Source organism: Pseudoalteromonas distincta (genome assembly GCF_000814675.1).
Lineage (GTDB): Bacteria > Pseudomonadota > Gammaproteobacteria > Enterobacterales > Alteromonadaceae > Pseudoalteromonas > Pseudoalteromonas distincta.
Map to the genome: position 1 here is coordinate 132,231 of NZ_JWIG01000029.1, position 17,953 is coordinate 150,183.

Sequence of the window (17,953 nt, forward strand, 5' to 3'; positions counted from 1 at the left end):
GATTTTCCGAACTTATTTAGTGCGCTTAAACGGGTAAACCTGTTGTTTAAGCATACCTACGGGCATGTAATCCCCGACTACACCATACGCTTGTGGCCACTCTTTTTGGCCTTTAACAGCAGTACCAAACGCGTAATCTAAAAACGAAAAATGTGCAGCGTAATTTCGGTCAATCGCGGCTTTATCTGACGCATGGTGCCAATGGTGAAACTGCGGTGTAACCATAAAATATTTTAGCCAACCAAATTTCACACGTACATTTGCATGGTTAAACACAGCCTGCAAACCCACAATTATTACGTACAAACTAATTATTTGCTGTGAAAAACCAAGCACAAATATAGGCGTGAGCACTAAGCTGCGCGTTACGAGTATTTCAAGAATATGCTGGCGAGAGCCCGCTAACCAATCCATTTCTTTAGCACTGTGATGTACGCCATGAAAGCGCCATAATAAAGGGACTTCGTGATAAGCACGATGCACCCAATACTGCATTAAATCAGCCACGAGTATTATTAAAAACAACTGCACTATAAAGGGTGTTTGCTCTATATAACCTTGTACTGTAGATGATACAGCCCAGCCAAAGCCATAATGCACAAAGTGGTTAGTAACGAGTAATACAAAACCAATAATTAAATGATTTACAAAAAAGTGGTTTAAATCGCCTCGCCATTCGCTACGTAATATTTTTTGCTCTTTACGATGAGGTAATAACTTTTCAATCACAATAAATATAAGTGTTGAGCCGAGTAAATCTAAAATAAACCAATCAAGCCCTATATAAGGTGTATCAGAAGCAAATTCGTTTACTTCAACGTTTGGTCCGCCAAACATAATAGCGAGTAAAATAAAAAACCACGCTGTAGCCCCTAAACGCTTATTGGTATTACGTACAAAGTTAAGTAATCCTAGACTGCCCGAGACCAATAATGATACAAACATAAGCTGACGTAAAAAGTCGACGCTGTAGCTTTTTCTCAGCTCTGGTGTGGTTAAATATTCAGGAAAGTGAAACGCTAATACGCCTAAGCAGCTCAGTATTGCTAAAAAGCAGGCTATGTAGCCACTTATGTTGCCCTCACCTATCTGAAGATGATTTGTGCGAAATACTTTTCGCGATAAAACTCTTATCATTTTTATTATTCCTTGCGTCGTTGAGTTGATTAAATACAACGAAATTCCATTGATTTACACACCCACATATTAACAAAATTTAGGGTATAAAAAATACAAATAGTTCTCTCCTAATTTTGAATTGCAAATATACAGATAAACTAAACGCAAAAAAGCCACGCAATGCGTGGCTTGGTTGGATAAAGCTAAACTTTTACAAGGTCAATTATAAGTACTGACCTAATGCTTTAACTTGGTCTAACATGCGGTTTGAGAAACCCCACTCGTTGTCGTACCAAGCCATTACTTTAACTAGTTTGCCATTGGCTTTAGTTTGCGTTGCATCAAAGATAGACGACGCTGGGTTATGGTTAAAGTCGATAGAAACAAGCGGAAGCTCGTTATATTCTAAAATACTCTTCATTGAACCCGTAGATGCTTCTTTCATGATTGCATTAATTTCTTCTGCAGTCGTATCACGCTTAGTGATAAACGTAAAATCAACTAAAGAAACATTGATTGTAGGTACACGTACCGACATACCATCTAATTTACCAGCAAGTTCTGGTAATACTAAACCAACAGCTGCCGCAGCACCTGTTTTAGTTGGGATCATAGATTGAGTTGCACTACGCGCACGGTATAAATCTGGGTGGTATACGTCAGATAAGTTTTGATCGTTGGTGTAAGCGTGAATAGTCGTCATGCTACCTTGCTCAATACCTACTGTGTCGTTAATTGCTTTTGCAATTGGCGCTAAACAGTTAGTAGTACAAGAAGCGTTAGAAATGATATTGCTATCAGCATTAATTACGTCGCTGTTTACACCATGCACTACTGTTGCATCTAAACCAGTACCTGGAGCAGATACGATTACTTTTTTAGCGCCTGCAGTAATGTGCTTAGCAGCGTCATCACGTTTAGTGAAAAAACCAGTACATTCTAAAACGATATCTACGTTTAGCTCTTTCCACGGTAAGTTTGCAGGGTCACGCTCTTGCGTTAACGTAATTACGTCATCCCCAATTAGCATAGTGTTGTTTTCAAGTGTTACTTTTTTAGAAAATTGACCATGAACTGAGTCATACTGCGTTAAATGTGCATTTACGTTAGCTGGTGCTAAATCGTTAATTGCTACAATTTTAATTTCGCTGTTTTGAGCTGACTCATAAAGTGCACGTAAAACATTTCTACCGATACGGCCGTAACCGTTAATTGCTACATTAATCATTTTAGACTCCTATTTAAGTTCACTTGCTTGGCGAGCAAGCGCTTCAATTGCTTGCCAGTCTTTATTTTCAATTAGTTGTTTATCTAGCATCCACGTACCACCAACACAAATAACGTTGTTAAGCGCTAAATAATTAGGAGCAGTTGCTAGGCTAATGCCGCCAGTTGGGCAAAAAGTAATATGTGGTAATGGGCCACCGATTGATTTAAGCATAGCTGTTCCGCCCGCAGCTTCTGCTGGGAAGAATTTTAAATACTTAAAACCATGCGACGCAAGTTGCATAACTTCACTTGCAGTTGCAGCGCCTGGTAAAAATGGTACATCTGATGTTTTAGCTAAAGCAATAAGCTCATCGCTCACACCTGGACTCACCATAAAATCTGCACCAGCAGCAACCGAAAGATCAAAACTTGCCTTATCTACTACCGTACCAGTACCTACATAGGCTTCAGGTACTTCTGCTTTCATTAGCTTTACAGCTTCTGCAGCAATGGGTGTACGTAGTGTTATTTCTAAGGCTTTTAAGCCACCGTTGTATAAAGCTCTTGCAAGTGGTGCTGCATCTTCTAATTTTTCGATTACAACCACTGGCACTACGGGTGCCGATGCTAAGATTTTTTCAATACTCATTACTTGTTCCTCATTACCCAGTATGGCTAATATTTATTCAAGTCCAAAAGCACTCGCGCCTAAATCGGCACTGCTTACGATATTTCTAAATCCAGTAAATAATTCACGACCTGTACCAAATGTTGCACTTGGCAGGCTAAGTTCTGCTTCACGCTTAGCAAGCTCTTCGTCGCTAACGTGTACTTTTAATATTCCGTTTGGCGCATCAAGCGTCACTAAATCGCCTTCTCGGATTTTAGCAATAATGCCGCCTTCTACTGCCTCTGGTGCTAGGTGAATAGCAGCAGGTACTTTACCTGATGCACCCGACATACGACCGTCAGTAACAATGGCTACTTTAAAGCCTTCATCTTGAAGCGTTGCCATTACTGGCGTTAACTTGTGTAGCTCTGGCATACCTTTCGCTTTAGGACCTTGCTCTTTTAGCACGGCAATAAAGTCTTGGTTTAATTCGCCACGAGTGTATGCATCTTGCAGAGCACTTTGTGAGCTAAATACTTTTGCAGGAGCAGTAACGGTTTGATGTTCTTCAGCAACAGCTGACACTTTGATAACAGCTTTACCTAAGTTGCCAGTTAGAAGTTGCAGACCACCTTGCTTACTAAATGGGTTACTCACTGGGCGAAGTACTTCTTCATCGTGCGAGTTTGCTGGGCAATCTACCCATTTAACTTTAGTTGGGCCAGTTGAGTCGCTCATGATCAAGCTATCGTCTTTATCTAAACGAGGCTCTGTCATGTATGGTGCTAAACCATCGCCAAGCATTGTTTTCACGTCTGTATGTAAGTAACCAGCGCTTGCTAGTTCTCGCATTAAGAAACCCATACCGCCAGCTGCTTGAAAGTGGTTTACATCAGCTGAGCCGTTAGGGTAAATACGTGTAAGAAGTGGTACAACTTCTGATAAGTCAGACATATCCTTCCACGTAACCTGAATGCCGGCAGCTTTTGCTATCGCAACAATATGGATTGCATGGTTAGTAGAACCACCTGTAGAAAGCAGACCCACTAAACCATTTATAATCGTTTTTTCGCTGATCACATCGGCTAAACACGGGCTTTCTTTATCATCTGTAAGTTGCTTAAGCATTGTTTCTACAGCATTACCTGTAAGACCATCGCGAAGCTCAGTGTAAGGATTAATAAACGAGCTACCTGGAAGGTGTAAGCCCATTATTTCCATTAACATTTGGTTTGAATTGGCAGTACCGTAGAACGTACATGTACCAGCGCTGTGATAAGACGCACTTTCAGCTTCAAGTAAGTCTTCGCGGCTCACTAAACCTTGTGCAAACTTTTGGCGAATACGTGCTTTTTCTTTATTCGGAATACCTGATTGCATTGGACCTGCTGGTAAAAAGAACACAGGTAAATGACCAAACGACAATGCACCAATTAATAAACCCGGGACGATTTTGTCACAAACGCCTAAACAAAAAACGCCATCAAACACATCGTGCGAAAGAGAAATTGCCGTAGACATAGCAATTACATCACGAGAAAAAAGCGAAAGTTCCATGCCGTCACGCCCTTGCGTAACACCATCACACATTGCAGGAACGCCACCAGCAACTTGTGCTGTAGCATCGTATTTAGTAGCAATGTCTTTAATTAAATCTGGGTAATCTTTGTATGGCACATGAGCCGATAACATATCGTTATATGAGTTGATAATAGCAAGATTTGGCTGCTCATCAGCCTTTAAGCGCGCTTTGTCATCACTGCTACATGCAGCCATAACATGGGCTATATTTCCGCAACCTAAACCGGCACGAACTCTTGTTTGTTTTTTTGCGTGCGAAATACGTTCTAAATAATCTTGACGGGTATTTTTACTGCGTTCGATAACGCGCTGGGTAACTTCTTGAATACGAGGATGTAACATAATTTAACTCATCTCTATTAGTTAGAGGATAAAGGCTCAGTAGCAACTACAGACTCCACGTAAATAACTGTACTGAGCATCTTTGATTTACCCGTTCAAAGGTACGCTACCAGGGAGCCTCTCACAACAGCCCTGACACCGGTGTCACTGTATTAACGCATAGCAATGACACCGGTGTCAACCCCGGGTAACAAAAATAGTTTAATATTTTAACATGACCGAATAATGACCTAATTGATTTTTAGGCACAAACCATGTTTTAGCAAGTTCAGAGGAAAAAAAAGCCCGAATAAGCGTCACTCATATTCGGGCTACTATGAAAGTGTTTTAAACTCACTATTTTATTGCTGAGGTAGACTCACGTGTAATCAAGCGCGACTCAAGCGTTACCTGATACGGCTGTTCTTGTGGTTGAGCTATGTGTGAAATAAGTTGTGTTACGGCTTGTTTAGTCATTTCTTCAACGGGCTGTGCAATCGTTGTTAACCCAGGCCAAATATGACGTGCAATGGGTGCATTATCAAACCCAGCTATTGAAATGTCATCAGGCACTTTTAATTGGCGCTGAGTTGCTAATTTAAGTACGGCTGCCGCCATGTAATCGTTTGATGCAAATACAGCTGTTGGCCTAGGAGACAAATCTAAAATACTGCGTGCACTATCTACACCTGAGTGATAACTAAAGTTACCCTCCTCTACTAAGCGCTCATCAAATTCTATACCATGGCTTGCAAGTGAGCGCCTGTAACCTTTAAAACGTTGTTGCGTGGCACTGTGATCTGGGTGCCCTTTAATAAAGGCTATAGATTTATGACCGAGGTTAATTAAATGCTCGGTAATCTCAAATGCGCCTTGCTCGTCGTTACTACGCACTGAAATTGAATCATCTTGTAGTAAAGCTGAAGCAACCCTTGCATAAGGAATTTTTTTAGATTTTAAAAAAGAAGCAAGCTCAGCAAAATCACCAAAAGGAGGTGTTAGCACAATGCCATCTAATCGAGAAGTTTGTAGTAATTGTTCAATATTATTTATAAGTGCTTCACCACGAAACTCACAAGGGTGTATCAATAAATTATAGTTGTTTTCTTTACACGCTTCTAAGGCGCCCGTTTGCACTCGGGTAATATAACTTTTACTTGGGTTATCGTATAAACAGCCAATAATAAAACTACGATTTTGAGCAAGACCTCGTGCAATTGGATTTGGGGTGTAATCAAGCTCTTTAAATACCGCAAGCACCTTTTCTCGGGTGGCGGCACTTACATTAGGCTCATTGTTTAACACGCGTGAGACGGTTTTTTTAGAAACCCCTGCATGGCTTGCTACACTATTTATGGTTACTTTTTTCATCTATCCATTATCCAAATACAACCTGTAAGACCAAAGCCCTATTAGCTATTGTGTAAACACGCAGCAGCGCCAATTAGCGGTATGTTGTCTTGTGTTACGAGTGTTACAGGGATTTGTCCTGCGTACTGCGACATAATACCCTTTTGCGAAAATCGTTCAACAAAACGACTCTCAAGAAGTCTCGCTTGCATACGAGGTAATATTCCACCGCCAATAAATAGTCCACCTAAGGCGCCATAAACAACCGCTAAATCACCGGCAACACTGCCAATCCAATCACAAAACTGGTTTAAGGTTGCATCACACACATCACATTCACCACTATTTGCAAGGCTGCTAATTTGTGCGGCATCTAAATTTTTAGCTGTTACACCCTTAACCGCAGACATTGCTTTGTATAAATGCGTTATGCCAGGACCTGAGAAAACTGTTTCGATAGAAACATGGGGATGATCTTTACGTAATTCATTCAATAATAAAGTATCGAGTTCATTAACAGGTGCAAGTGATATATGCCCCCCTTCTGAACTTAGCACTGCGGTAGATTGGGACGTTCTAACTAAGCACGCGGCACCAAAACCAGTACCTGGACCTATAACACCAATGTTTGCGTTATCATCAGCTTGACCTGATTTAACAATGACATTTTGTTTAGGATCTAAGTAAGGTGCAGCGTAAGCAAAGGCAGCAAAATCATTAATGACTTCAAGTTGTTGTAAATCAAAATGAGTTTTAAATTCACTGACGCTAAAATGCCAACCTAAATTGGTTAAATGCACTTGCCCGGCTTTTATTGGCCCTGCAACGGCTAAACATGCGCGTTTGGGTGCAATATGTGGGACTGTTAGCAAATATTGCTCGAGCGCACTTTCAAGAGAACCAAAGTTGGCACTAGGAAAAATATTAATGTGCTCTATTATAAATTGGTTAGTCTGTTCATTAAAAGCAGTTATTAAAGCAAAGCGGGCATTAGTGCCGCCGACATCAGCAACTAAGATGGGATCAAATTGGGCAGAAGCGTTTGGGCTCATAGTATTATCTCTTTTGTTAAGCGACTCATGCTTATTATTTTACAATGGTGTACCATTGTTATTTATACTTTGAGCTATCACCTCAAAGTAGCTATCACAGTAAAAAATGCTGCCTATAAAGATATAGACAGCGAATACGTTTTGACAACAAAATGATAAAACACTGACATTATGACACCGGTGTCAGGAATTTATCAAAAAAAATATACGTTAATTCACAAAAAGCTTGAAATTATTCATCAATAAACGAAAATGACACAATTATTTATCAATTTAATTAAGTTGTAACAATGAAAGGTAAAGCTACCTCATTTGATATTGCCCACTATGCAGGGGTATCTCAATCGACTGTATCTCGCGCTTTACGTAACAGCCACCTTGTTAATGAAGAAACACGCAAGCGTGTTTTCGATATAGCCAAAAAGCTTAATTATAAAGTTGATAAAAATGCGAGTAACCTTCGCACCCAACAAAGCAGCACGCTTGCATTATTGTTATTTGAAGATCCCACTTCTGACGAGTCCCAAATAAATCCTTTCTTTTTAGCCATGCTTGGCAGTATTACCCGTGCTTGCGCTAAAGAAGGTTACGATTTATTAGTTTCATTTCAATCGGCCAGTGCTGATTGGCAAGCAGACTACGAAGACAGCCACAGAGCTGATGGCATTATTTTACTCGGGTATGGCGATTACATTGATTACCAACCAAAATTTAACACCTTACTTGAACAAAATACTAAGTTTGTTTGCTGGGGTGCAACTGTAGATAACCGTCCCGATTTAACTGTTTGTTGTGATAACTACGGTGGCGGTAAGCTCGCCGCTGAGCACTTTATTGCGCATAGCAGAACTGATTGCGCTTTTATTGGTGACGCCTCTGATCACAGCCCCGAATTTTTTAGTCGCTTTCAGGGTTTTAAAGATGAGCTATTGGCCAACAACGTTAAAATAAATGAGCGTAAAACGGCTAATGCTATCTCTACTGAAGAATCTGGCTATCACGCCACACGCTCACTAATTGCTAATAATATTAAATTTAACGCCTTATTTGCTGCAAGTGACTTAATTGCTATTGGGGCTATACGCGCACTTAAAGAAGCAAATATTAACGTGCCGAAAGATGTTGCGGTAGTCGGCTTTGATAACATAGCCATTGCAAGTTATGTAAACCCCCCCCTAACTACAATAGAGCAAAACACCACTATTGCTGGGCAAATGTTAGTAGAGAACCTATTAAAATTGATACGTGGTGAAGACGTTCAAAGCACCCTACTTCCACCTGTATTAATTTCACGAAAAAGTAGCAGTTAAAATTCAAATATCCTAATAAAATTTCAACATATCAAAAAGGCTTCTAAATAAATTTAGAAGCCTTTTTAATAACTGCAACATGCTTTATATTAGTCTTTAAGCGACTCGGCTACCACAGGATAATAATCCCATACTTGTTTATCACTGAGTGAGCGTACAAGCTTAATGTATTCTGCATGAGTCCATGCCAGTGGTGTTGCTGAGTTTGTGCCCTCGCCTAGCTCATAACCAGCTTTATTTACACCTACACCATCCCATACTTGCTCTGGTAGCATTAGCCCTTTATTGGCAAATTGCTCTAAGCCTTTAACATAGCTGTTTTTAATTTGCGCTTGCTTAGCATCATCCAGAGCGTTGTTTGCATTAGCTGCAGCTATTTCATAGTGGCCACGTTCACCTGTGAAAAACGGCCATACACGACCACGTTGGCCTGGTGTATTACTGCCACCCTCGGCATAGTTTGTGCCCGTTACTTCATCTTCGCCGTAGCCATCATTACCATAGCGGCGGTAGCCTGCAAAGGTGCCGCTGCCGTCGTCAAAGCTAAAGCTGTATTTAACTTGTAGGTTATCTTCAAGCGTTTCGTCATCGTACTCAGGTAGTGTTTTAACAATGCTTTCGTCGTTAGCACCACGTACGCCATAGCGTACTAGTTCTAAAAACCCGCCATCTAAAATTTGCTTTTTATTAAACCCTTCACGGCCATTATTAGCGTTAATTTTAGTGTCTGAGTTTGCATCGGTATCTTGGCCTATACGGATAAAGTATTCGCCATCGCTATTTTCGCCTTTTAAGTTACCTTTAGTGGTAAACATTTGCGATTCAATATCGTTGTTATACTTTTTAGCCGTAGCTAGGTAGCGCTTTGCGTTTGTATCATCGCCGCTTAGTGTTGCAATATCACTGGCTGTAATAAGGCCAGCGACTATTGCCGCAGTTGTAGATGGCGAATAACCACTTTGCTCTTCCCAACGTTCTTGTTGGGTTGCTGGTGGTGTAATTTGTGTGTCGTTCCACAAAATTTTAGCAAGGCCGCCATCAACTAAAAAATCAGCCGCTGGTTTTAACATTTTGCCGTACCAGCTTTTTAGTTCATCATCGCTAAGTACATTGGCTTTATGTAACTTCCAAGCAAGCATAATAGGCATAGCTGTTTGGTCAAGCTGTACGCCGACCCATTCAAGCTCACCATCTACGTGCGTTTTTTGCAAAAACCAGCCTGTATCGCCGTTATTTCCCGGTGTTTTGCTGTTTACTTGTACTTTTTCAAGGTATTCGAAAGCTGTTTTTGCTGTGGCAGTATCACCCAGTGCCATAAAGGCCATGGCTACTTGATAAAAATCGCGCACCCATACCGCTTTATAACCCGTAGAACCTTCTTTGGCTGAAACCGTTTCGCCCCATGGGTTAGATAAAGAAGCAATTAATGCCCCTGCGTGTGTTTTATCTTCTTGTGTTTTTAATACCATGGCGCTGGTGTATAAAAGCTTACCGTTATCGGCTGTTTGTTCAACCATGGCATTAAGCGGTTTTAGGCTTTGTAGGTAATCTTCCCAGCCTAGCGCTTCACCTTTGCCGTTGTAGTGATCGAGCACCGCTTGGTACCCTTTTGCCAAACTTTGTTCACCTTGCTGAATACTTTGCTGCTGCGTTTTACCAAAGCTCAGTGCTAAATCAAAGGTAGTATTTGCACTTATCTCGCCAAGCTCTGCAAGCATGCTTACATTACCAGCAGTTTCGCCGGTATTTGTGTATTGGGTATTTATAGATTGCGTAGTTTTAAGCGCGTTAATGCCGTCACTTTTTCCTGTAAACCCTACCGTTTTGGCTTTAAATGGTGATGCGGATTGAAGTGATAGATAGTTATCGCTTTCCCACGCGACTAGGCCTTTCTCTGTTGTTTTAGCAAAGTCACCTAGCCCGTTATTATTAATATACGGATTAACAGACACATATGCTTTTAGCCCTTCAAGCTCAGTGTTAAATACACTGCGTACAAATAATGTTTGCCCATCTGGGTCAGTAAAAATGTGTTTTTCTAGGCTAAAGCGCCCTTGTTTATCAGTGCTAATTACTTTATAAGCCAGAGAAAGTGGGCGACCTTGTGCATCTTTATGTAAGTAATCAATGGTGACATCTAAATCATCAGCTTCACTAACGGTAAAGTCTTTACCTGTTACTATAAATTGCATGTCTTTTATTTGAGCTTGGTGAATAAGCCCAAACATGGTTTCGGTGATCATACCTTTAGCAATTGAAAACCACACCTTAGATACATCGCCCGTTGCAGCTGAATCACTGTATTGGCCGTTTTGGTATTGCTCGTACGATGTACCAATACCGGTTTTACCCGCATAAGCCCAAAAAGGCTCTGCGCCTGGGGCGCCTGGTGCTGATGTAACCTGTGCTGTGGTACTTTCGTTAGTTGTGCTTGTGTTTTGAGCGCCGCAAGCCGTTAAACCTAACGTTAAAAGTGAGGCGGTTATAAGGTTATATTTTTTCATTGTGTGTCCTTAATGTGAATTTTTAACGCGCATTACCGCAACGGCAGCGACAACGAACGAGGCTGCACCAATTAACAATGCGTAAATAGGCTGATTAGAAAATACGTGGCGTAAAATGAGCCCTAAAATGCTGGCGGCAAGTAACTGAGGTATAACTATAAAAAAATTAAAAATACCCATGTAAACGCCCATTTTATTACTTGGCAGTGCGTTACTTAGCATGGCGTAAGGCAGCGATAAAATAGACGCCCACGCAAACCCCACCCCAATCATAGGAATAAGTAACATTTTAGGGTCTTGAATAAACATAAAGCTTGCAAGACCTAACGCGCCCAGCAATAAATTAAAACAATGCGCGCCTTTTAACCCCATTTTTTTAACTAAAAACGGAATACACATAGCGGCAATAGCTGCAAAGCCATTGTAGGCGGCAAATAAAATACCCACCCAGTCTGCACCATCGTTAAATGCTTTAGAGGTTGCATCGCTACTACCATAATGAAAGCTTGTTACTGCTGCGGTGGTATAAATCCACATGGCAAATAAAGTAAACCAGCTAAAAAACTGCACCCATGCAAGCTGCTTCATGGCTTCTGGCATTGTAAATACATCTTGTACTACTTGGTAAAAACCACCTTGAGTTTTGTTAGCATTTTTAAGCGCTGCTGCAATCCACTGCACAATACCAAACGCTAATAAACCACCAGCAAGTAGGTATAACTCTTTTTCAAGGGATAAGCCCATTACTAATGCAAGGGTTGCTAAACCTAACACCACAAAAATAATGGCGCCTTTATTAAAATTAATATCAACCAGCTTGCTGGTAGTTGGTTGAGCGCTTTGCTTTTCAAACTCAGCTAATTGCTCTGGGCTGTACTCTTTTGTACGTGTAACGGTCCAAAGCACAGCAACAAGTAGCACCACCCCACCCCAATAAAATGAGTATTTAACAGACTCTGGAATTTGCCCAGGCGCTGCAGTATTACTTACATCAAACCAGTTGGTCATCATCCATGGTAATGCTGAGGCTAGTACCGCACCAATACCAATAAAAAAGCTTTGTAACCCGTAACCTGTAGCGCGTTGTTTTTCTGGCAAGTTATCGCCAACAAGTGCTCTGAAAGGTTCCATGGTTACGTTGATTGACGCATCCATAATCCATAACATACCAGCGGCAATCCAAAGCGTTGGTGAATGCGGCATAATAAATAGTGAAAGCGTTGTTAATACTGCGCCTATAAAAAAGAACGGGCGACGACGACCAAAGCGCCCCCACGTTTTATCGCTCCAGTAACCAATAATAGGCTGTACGATTAAGCCAGTAAGCGGGGCTGCAACCCATAGAATGGGAATATCATCAACTTGTGCGCCTAATGTTTGAAATATTCGGCTCACGTTACCGTTTTGCAGGGCAAAACCAAACTGTATGCCTAAAAAGCCAAAGCACATGTTCCATATTTGCCAAAAACTTAAATTTGGCTTATCGGTATTATTATTTTGATTATTCATTGCTAGCCTTATTTGTTAATACTGCGCTGCTAAATGCATCAAGTGTGAGTGTGAAGCTTGCGCCTTGAGACCCTGATGTGATCTCGGTGCTGTGCTGCTCAAGTAAGTCATGTAATTGAGTGTGCTCGCTAAGTACCGCTAATTGCTCTTTTGATAAATTAACCGTAATTGTTTGAGGTTGTTCACTAAAGTTACTTAATACGTACAGCGTTTGTTGGCCAAGTTTGCGCGTAAAACCTACAACTCGCTCACTTCCTGTAACGCTAAGCTCAGTCATTTCACCGCCTACCACAGCAGGTAAACTATTTAGTGACATAACCGCTTTGTAGTAATCACGAAGTGCTACTTGCTCTTGTGTTAAATTAGCACCGTCAAACTTGCCATTATTCATCCATGCTTGGTGCGCTGGCACGCCAATGTAGTCAAAAATACTGGTGCGAGTAGGTGTTCCAAAACCTGCGTTTTCTGAACCATCTTCTCCCACATCTTGGCCAAAATATAATAACGTGGGTGCGCGGCTCATTAAGTTTGAAACCACCATGGCCGGTTTACCCCAAGCAGCATTACCTGCAAAGTCGGGGCTTGCGATACGTTGTTCATCATGATTTTCTAAAAAGTGCAGCATGTGTGCTTCAATATCAGTAACTTGGCTTTGGGCAGCAAAAATAGCATTAGCAGCTTGCTTACCCTGCATAATGGCTTTTAATGTGTCGTAAAAGCCCACTTTATCGTAAAGGTAGTCCATTTTACCTTGGTGAATATACGCACGGTACATTAGCGGGTTATACACTTCGGCTAATAAAAAGGCGTCGCTTTTTTGCATTTTTATCGACGAATTTAAAAAACTCCAAAATTCTACAGGCACCATTTCGGCCATGTCGTATCTAAAGCCATCAACGCCTTTATCGAGCCAAAAAAGTGCTATGTCTCTAAATTTGTACCAGCTGTTAGGAAGCTCTTTATCTTGCCAAAATGCATAATGAGCACGGTAGTCTTTATTTTTGTATTCACTTGGCAATTGAACAAAGTCGTAGCTGCCATCAGGCTTTACGCCATAATTAACTTTTACTGTTTCGTACCAATCGTTTATATCGGGTTTTGCTGCACGGGCACCATTACCCGTCCATTTAGCGGGCGTTTCATCAAAAAAGCCATCCGCTAATGGGTGTTCATTACCCCCTAAAACTTTATACTCTGGCGATGTTGGCACCTGAAAAGACTGCCCTGGTACGTAGTAAAAGTTATTGTTTTTATCGTACGTTTTACTGGTGTCGTCTTGCGCGCCAAAATCTTCAACCCCTTTAGGCTTTCCTAATGATTGATAATTTCGCGCAACATGGTTAGGCACTATATCAATAATGACTTTCATACCGTGGTTATGTGTACGTTCAATAAGCTGGCTAAACTCTCCCATGCGGTTCGTCACATTAACGGCTAAGTCGGGGTTAACATCGTAGTAATCCTTAATTGCGTACGGTGAACCTGCACGGCCCTTTACTACATCGGGGTCATCTTGCGAAATGCCGTAGTCGGTATAATCGCCTACTAACGCATGGTGTAACACTCCGGTATACCAAACGTGCGTGATACCTAGCTCTTTAATGCCTTTTAGGGCTGCATCGTTAAAGTCGGCAAATTTACCTACACCATTTTGATCTTTAGTGCCCCATGGCACATTGGCTGTTTCGGTATTACCAAACAAACGGGTAAATACTTGATATACAACAGGCTTGGTAAGCTCATTTTGTGTGTGTGCGGGTGTTTGCTGTTGATCAGGTTTGTTATTTTCTGAACACCCTGTAGCAATAAGTGCACTACACAGTACTGCGGGTACATAAACTGATTTTTTCATTGTGTGTCTTTTTTGTCAGTATTGTTATTAACTTTATACTAAAGATTACTGCAGCAACCATACAGTTGCTGCATACGTATTCAGGTAAACTATTGAGAGGTATTTATAATTAATACCGTTGCACTCATTGCCGGTAAAGCAACTGTATTACCCAACACCTGTATTTTGTGGGTGAATAAGTTAAGTGCTTTGGTATTTTTTGGTATTACTTCCTGCATATACTCAATATTCTTAGTTAGCTCTTTTGTGTTTTTATTCATAAATACCAACACAGTTTGCTCGTCGCTAACACGCGCGTAACTATACACGCCTTGTTGAGGCGTAAAGTGCACAAGTTTTCCTTTATCAAGTGCTGGGCTGCTTTTTCTAAAATTAAGCAAGGTACTGATGGTGTTATGCATCACTTTTTGCTGTTTTGTTAGCCCCTCGCCCGTAAAGGCGTTCCGAGTTTGGCCTTTAAATCCCCCCGGGAAGTCGATTCTAATATCGCCATGATCTTTACTTGGGGTGTTATCTAATAGTACTTCGGTGCCGTAATACATTTGCGCTATACCACGTGTGGTTAAAAGTAACGTCATCGCCATTTTTGTTTTAGCAACGTCTTGGCCAAGCTCGGTGTATACACGGCTCATATCGTGGTTATCAGCAAATACCATAATGTTATTGGTATCAGGGTATAAAAAGTCATTAGCTAACGATTCACATACTTTAACCCAGCCCGTGTTCCAGCTTTCTTCTTCATTTAGCGCTTGGATTACCGACTCTTGCAACGAAAAGTCCATCACGCTTGGTAAGCTTGATGTATAACCATCTTGGTTATGCTTGCCACGTTGCCAGTAAGAGGCAATAGCAGGGTTTGACGTCCACTCTTCTCCAACAATATTAAAGTTTGGGTACTCCTGCATTATGGCTTTTGTCCAATCACTCAAAAATGCTTTATCTGAGTAAGAGTAGGTATCAACACGAATACCACTTAAATCGGCGTATTCTATCCACCAAATAGCATTTTGAATTAAGTATTCACTTAACAGTGGCTGGCGCTGATTTAAATCGGGCATGGTTTCTACAAACCAACCATCGTTAAACTGGCGCTTGTCGTATTCACTCGCGTGTGGGTCTTGTATAGTTTGGCGCGCATGGCTTGTGGCGTTTTTACCTTTTTTAAACTCACCATTAAAGTTAATCCAATCTTTAGTTGGCTTATCGTTAACCCAAGTATGCTCAGAGCCAAAATGGTTAAGGACCATATCCATTACCAGGCCTATACCTTGCTCTTTTGCTTTTACCGAGAGCGTTTTATATAACTGGTTTGAGCCCATACGTGGGTCAACTTTATAAAAGTCTGTAATTGCATAGCCATGGTAAGAATAATTAGGCATATTGTTTTCAAGCACTGGGGTAAGCCAAAGCTGTGTTACGCCTAAATTGTTTAAATATGGAAGTGCGTTTATAACACCTTGTATATCACCACCGTGGCGCCCACCCTTAGTACTAGGATCAGCGGCTTCTAACATGCTAGGAACGCTATCGTTTTGTTTATCACCATTAGCAAAGCGATCAGGGTTAATCAAATAAAGCGTATCAGCTGATGTAAACCCTTGACGCTGAGCGCTGTTTTTATCTCGTTTAAGCAGTGGAAACTCAAAGTTATTGCTCGTTTCGCTGCTATTAAATTCAAGCGTTCCGGCTTTAGCGGCGTCGGTAATGGTAATATTTAAAAATACATAATTTGGATTATCGGTACGGGTTACTTTATTTAACTTAACGCCGTTGTATTTAGCTAATTTAATTTGCTCGTTTGCAATGTTTTGCTCATGAACCATGATGGTAATCGTGTTTTTGTTCATGCCAACCCACCAATTAGCTGGCTCAACGTCAATTGCGTAGCTAATGGTTGGTAAAGTACAGGCACTTACAAGTAAAAGTTTTTTTAAAAGTTGCATCATCAGGCCTTTTTAATTTTTGCTAAAAAATCTTTATGAGTGGGTAATTGATCTACCGTTGAGGTAATAAGCGTTTTTAGTGTTGAGAATAAATCGTTTAGTTGTTCACTACTGAGTGAGTCAACAATGCTGTTGTAATCTTCGGGGATAAGTCCTTGGCCAATAAACACCTGTTGCCAGGCAACTTCGGCAAATAATTCGTCGTTTTCGCGCACTACTTTGCCGGTTTGCTTGAATAATTTGAGCTTATGGGCCAATGAGTCAGGAATGTCCATTTGCTTACATTGTCGCCAAAATGGGGAGTCTTCTCGCGCTGTTAGTGTGTAATGCAATATTATAAAATCACGAATGTGCTCTATTTCTATCACGCTTTGCTTATTAAATTCAGTAACTAAAGCATCGCTTATGCCATTGTGTGGAAACAGCTTTATTAAACGGGTTACGGCACTTTGTATTAAATGAATACTGGTAGACTCTAGCGGCTCTAAAAAGCCACTGGCAAGGCCAACCGATACCACGTTTTTATGCCATTGTTTTAACCGCCGTCCTGTTTTAAATTTAATTACCCGCGGCTCAGTCATTGGCTCAGCGGGTAAATTATTTAATAATAACTGCGTTGCCGCATCGTCAGATAAATAACGACTACAATACACCAAGCCATTACCTATTCGGCTTTGCAGCGGTATTTGCCACTGCCAGCCTGCGCTGTGTGCAATTGAACGCGTATAAGGTTTTAGCTCGCTAGTACCTTGAGATTGCACCGCCACGGCGCTATCACACGGTAAATAATGAGACCAATCGACAAAACCTGTGTTAAGGGTTTGCTCAATTAGTAAGGCGCGCTGGCCTGTCGCGTCTATAAAAAGGTCGCCGTTTATCTGCTGTGTGTTACCAAGGGTTAATGATTTTATATTCCCTGATAGAGGGCATTGTTCAACCTGCTCTATTTTGGCATCAATATGCTCAACACCGCGTGATGTTGCGAGCTTTTTTAAAAACTCAGCATATATCGTTGCGTCAAAGTGGTACGCATAACTTAAGCCAGGTAATTGCGTGTTAGGTAGGGTATTCAAGGGTGCAAACTTATGCTGTCTAGCTGCTTGGTAATTTAACGAAAAATCCCATAAGCTGTCTTCACAACCTGTAATTTTTCCTTTTACCCAAAAATTGTAAAAATCGCAAAAGGGAAAGTCTTTTCCAAATGAGCCAAAAGCATGCATGTAGCTATGAGAGGTAGTTTTCCAATTTTCGAACTCAATTCCTAGTTTTATAGATGCATTAGTAGCGTTTATAAAATCTTGCTCGTTTATACCCAGCGCGTTATTAAGCTGAATAATAGGCGGAATTGTTGCTTCACCCACGCCTATAGTGCCAATAGCACTTGACTCAATAAGGGTTATTTTAATTACTTTACCTAACACTTTATTAAGCAAGGCGGCTGTTATCCACCCTGCCGTGCCCCCGCCTGCGATTACGACGTGTTTTATTGGTTTCATATTATTGTCCACGTTTACAGTTTAAAGCTTTGTTAAGTTTGATAAAGTAGCTATAAAAAAGCCCTTGTAAAACAAATTACAAGGGCTCCTACACACA

General features: G+C 41.0%; 12 protein-coding genes. 1 reads left to right on the forward strand and 11 read right to left on the reverse strand.

Annotated features, from left to right (window positions below; translation table 11 throughout):
- Positions 1 to 12: 12 nt before the first annotated feature.
- The 6 genes from QT16_RS18120 to glk all read right to left on the reverse strand — a co-directional run bounded on the left by QT16_RS18120 (position 13) and on the right by glk (position 7,242).
- Positions 13 to 1,137 (reverse strand): sterol desaturase family protein, encoded by a 1,125-nt coding sequence (locus QT16_RS18120; protein ID WP_039489887.1) that lies wholly within the window; start codon positions 1,135 to 1,137, stop codon positions 13 to 15.
- 205 nt (positions 1,138 to 1,342) lie between these two features.
- Complete coding sequence (gene gap, locus QT16_RS18125; protein ID WP_002959757.1) at positions 1,343 to 2,347, reverse strand: type I glyceraldehyde-3-phosphate dehydrogenase; 1,005 nt, start codon at positions 2,345 to 2,347, stop codon at positions 1,343 to 1,345.
- 9 nt (positions 2,348 to 2,356) lie between these two features.
- Positions 2,357 to 2,977, reverse strand: a complete 621-nt coding sequence (gene eda / locus QT16_RS18130; RefSeq protein WP_039489889.1) for a bifunctional 4-hydroxy-2-oxoglutarate aldolase/2-dehydro-3-deoxy-phosphogluconate aldolase — start codon at positions 2,975 to 2,977, stop codon at positions 2,357 to 2,359.
- A gap of 33 nt (positions 2,978 to 3,010) precedes the next feature.
- Positions 3,011 to 4,861: a phosphogluconate dehydratase gene (edd, locus tag QT16_RS18135; RefSeq protein WP_039489891.1), complete on the reverse strand. Its 1,851-nt coding sequence runs from the start codon at positions 4,859 to 4,861 to the stop codon at positions 3,011 to 3,013.
- Between the two features lie 336 nt (positions 4,862 to 5,197).
- Positions 5,198 to 6,211 carry a LacI family DNA-binding transcriptional regulator gene (locus QT16_RS18140; RefSeq protein ID WP_002959752.1) on the reverse strand — a complete coding sequence of 338 codons (1,014 nt, stop codon included), beginning with the start codon at positions 6,209 to 6,211 and terminating at the stop codon, positions 5,198 to 5,200.
- A 41-nt stretch (positions 6,212 to 6,252) separates the two neighbouring features.
- Positions 6,253 to 7,242 (reverse strand): glucokinase, encoded by a 990-nt coding sequence (gene glk / locus QT16_RS18145; protein ID WP_039489893.1) that lies wholly within the window; start codon positions 7,240 to 7,242, stop codon positions 6,253 to 6,255.
- 290 nt (positions 7,243 to 7,532) lie between these two features.
- On the opposite strand from glk, the gene QT16_RS18150 reads away from it, so the two are divergent.
- Positions 7,533 to 8,552: a LacI family DNA-binding transcriptional regulator gene (locus QT16_RS18150; RefSeq protein WP_039489895.1), complete on the forward strand. Its 1,020-nt coding sequence runs from the start codon at positions 7,533 to 7,535 to the stop codon at positions 8,550 to 8,552.
- A gap of 89 nt (positions 8,553 to 8,641) precedes the next feature.
- On the opposite strand, the gene QT16_RS18155 is transcribed toward QT16_RS18150, so the two are convergent.
- From QT16_RS18155 to QT16_RS18175, 5 genes are all read right to left on the reverse strand, one after another.
- Positions 8,642 to 11,056 carry a glycoside hydrolase family 15 protein gene (locus tag QT16_RS18155; protein ID WP_039489897.1) on the reverse strand — a complete coding sequence of 805 codons (2,415 nt, stop codon included), beginning with the start codon at positions 11,054 to 11,056 and terminating at the stop codon, positions 8,642 to 8,644.
- Between the two features lie 9 nt (positions 11,057 to 11,065).
- Positions 11,066 to 12,565, reverse strand: a complete 1,500-nt coding sequence (locus QT16_RS18160; protein ID WP_039489899.1) for an MFS transporter — start codon at positions 12,563 to 12,565, stop codon at positions 11,066 to 11,068.
- Positions 12,558 to 14,417, reverse strand: a complete 1,860-nt coding sequence (locus QT16_RS18165) for an alpha-amylase family glycosyl hydrolase (protein WP_039489902.1) — start codon at positions 14,415 to 14,417, stop codon at positions 12,558 to 12,560. Before QT16_RS18165 ends, QT16_RS18160 begins: the two co-directional genes overlap by 8 nt.
- 89 nt (positions 14,418 to 14,506) lie before the next feature.
- Positions 14,507 to 16,363: a glycoside hydrolase family 13 protein gene (locus tag QT16_RS18170; RefSeq protein WP_039489903.1), complete on the reverse strand. Its 1,857-nt coding sequence runs from the start codon at positions 16,361 to 16,363 to the stop codon at positions 14,507 to 14,509.
- Positions 16,363 to 17,856 carry a tryptophan halogenase family protein gene (locus tag QT16_RS18175; protein ID WP_039489905.1) on the reverse strand — a complete coding sequence of 498 codons (1,494 nt, stop codon included), beginning with the start codon at positions 17,854 to 17,856 and terminating at the stop codon, positions 16,363 to 16,365. The genes QT16_RS18170 and QT16_RS18175 overlap by 1 nt, the downstream gene beginning before the upstream one ends.
- Positions 17,857 to 17,953: the final 97 nt, after the last annotated feature.